Annotated in this window: 3 protein-coding genes; all 3 read left to right on the forward strand. The window is 31.1% G+C overall.

What is annotated here, in order from left to right; all coding sequences use genetic code 11:
• Nucleotides 1–47 precede the first annotated feature (47 nt).
• From AQ1689_RS08835 to AQ1689_RS08845, 3 genes are read left to right on the forward strand one after another with little or no spacing between them, the layout of a single operon-like run.
• Entirely contained in the window at nucleotides 48–590 is a 543-nt protein-coding gene (locus tag AQ1689_RS08835; RefSeq protein ID WP_101955862.1) for a hypothetical protein, read from the forward strand.
• An 18-nt stretch (nucleotides 591–608) separates the two neighbouring features.
• Nucleotides 609–1,109, forward strand: a complete 501-nt coding sequence (locus AQ1689_RS08840) for a carboxypeptidase-like regulatory domain-containing protein (protein WP_101955863.1) — start codon at nucleotides 609–611, stop codon at nucleotides 1,107–1,109.
• Nucleotides 1,110–1,113: 4 nt separating this feature from the next.
• Complete coding sequence (locus AQ1689_RS08845; protein WP_101955864.1) at nucleotides 1,114–1,431, forward strand: hypothetical protein; 318 nt, start codon at nucleotides 1,114–1,116, stop codon at nucleotides 1,429–1,431.
• The last annotated feature ends 57 nt before the right edge of the window (nucleotides 1,432–1,488 follow it).

Genomic DNA, 1,488 nt, shown 5'->3' on the forward strand with positions numbered 1-1,488 from the left:
TCCGATATTATTTTCTTTGTTGAAATCATATTTATAAAATAAATAACATGAAAAAGACCACCACAAAAAAAATTAGCAAAAATTTAAAATCTACAAGCGATTTTGTGTCTGAAAACAAAAAACAACTGCTGTATTTTGGTGGTTCTATTATTCTCTTATATGCTGGTTATAAAGCATACAAAGGAATTAAGAACATGGGAAGTTTTTTAGAAGAAAAGAAAACCGAAAAAATAAAAATTACAATAAACACTAAAAACGCAAAAATTTCCAGCAACCAAGCAACCAATTTAGCAAAAGCTTTGTTTGATGCTATGAATCACGAAACAACATTACGAAACATCACGGATTGGAATAAAATAGATAAGGTTTTTGATGCCATGAAAAACGGCGATGATTTTAAATTAATATATAAAGCTTTCGGCGAAAAATTATATTTTGATGGAGGAACACCGACAAATTATTTCAGTAAAAAATTGGCTAATTCGTATGACCTTATTCATTGGTTAAGAGATGAAGTGGATTCTTATTGGAATAGTGATTTGTATAAAAAAATAGACGCTAGAGTAAAAAGCGCTGGATTAATTTTTTAATCAAAAAAAACAAAAAAGATGAAACAAGATTTTTTAGCAGGAGAACGGATAACAGGTTATAAAATGTTTGACAAACCCAAATGCGGTGCGTCAAAAGGAAAATGCGGCTGCGGTTGTAGCGATAACCACGGCGCAAAACAGCGACCACATACCGATTTTAAAAATATTTCAGCAAAGAAAACAGCCAAGGTTATTGATGCTGCTTCAAATGAAATATTGCCTTTTAGTGCAATTGTTAATTTACGAACTAAACAAGGTGTAGAAGCTGACGTAAACGGAAATTTCACACTAACAGGGCATAACAGCGATATTATACAAGTTTCATTTGTAGGGTATAAATCAGTAAAATTACCGCTTTCACAAATTAACGGAACTATTAGTTTAGTAGCTGATGATTTACTAGATGAAGTGGTAATAACAGCTGCAAAAAAGAAAAACCCGACAAGTAGTTTGCTGGCAATTATTTTAGGCTCTTTGTATGTTACAGGTGTTGCTGTATGTAAATTTAAGGGGCAATAACATTATGATTATCAAAAATATTATTGAAAACTGGGAAGCAATATCAATGCTTTTTATTGGAACTGGTGGCGGTGGATGGCTGGGGTGGATATTTAATAGCAAGCTTAAAAAAGTAGAATTTCACTCAAAAGCTTTTAAGATCAATTCTGAAATGATTGATGCTATAAAATGCGATTTTGAAGATCGTGTAAAATTCTTGCAAGGACTAAATGCGGAGTTAATTTTAAACTCAGAAGAGTTAAAAAAAACAATCAAAGAACAGCGAGATTATATTTTGTTTTTGAAAAAAGACAGCGCTAATTTTTGTCAAAAAAAGAACTAAAAAAATGAAGTATATAATTTATTTCTTGATTACAATGCTTTTTCTTGGCGGTTGTAG

This window comes from Tenacibaculum finnmarkense (genome assembly GCF_900239185.1).
Classification (GTDB): domain Bacteria; phylum Bacteroidota; class Bacteroidia; order Flavobacteriales; family Flavobacteriaceae; genus Polaribacter; species Polaribacter finnmarkensis.

Coding starts and splice junctions, on each gene's coding strand:
- AQ1689_RS08835 (WP_101955862.1), top strand. CDS start 48: ATGAAAAAGACCACCACAAAAAAAATTAGCAAAAATTTAAAATCTACA.
- AQ1689_RS08840 (WP_101955863.1), top strand. CDS start 609: ATGAAACAAGATTTTTTAGCAGGAGAACGGATAACAGGTTATAAAATG.
- AQ1689_RS08845 (WP_101955864.1), top strand. CDS start 1,114: ATGATTATCAAAAATATTATTGAAAACTGGGAAGCAATATCAATGCTT.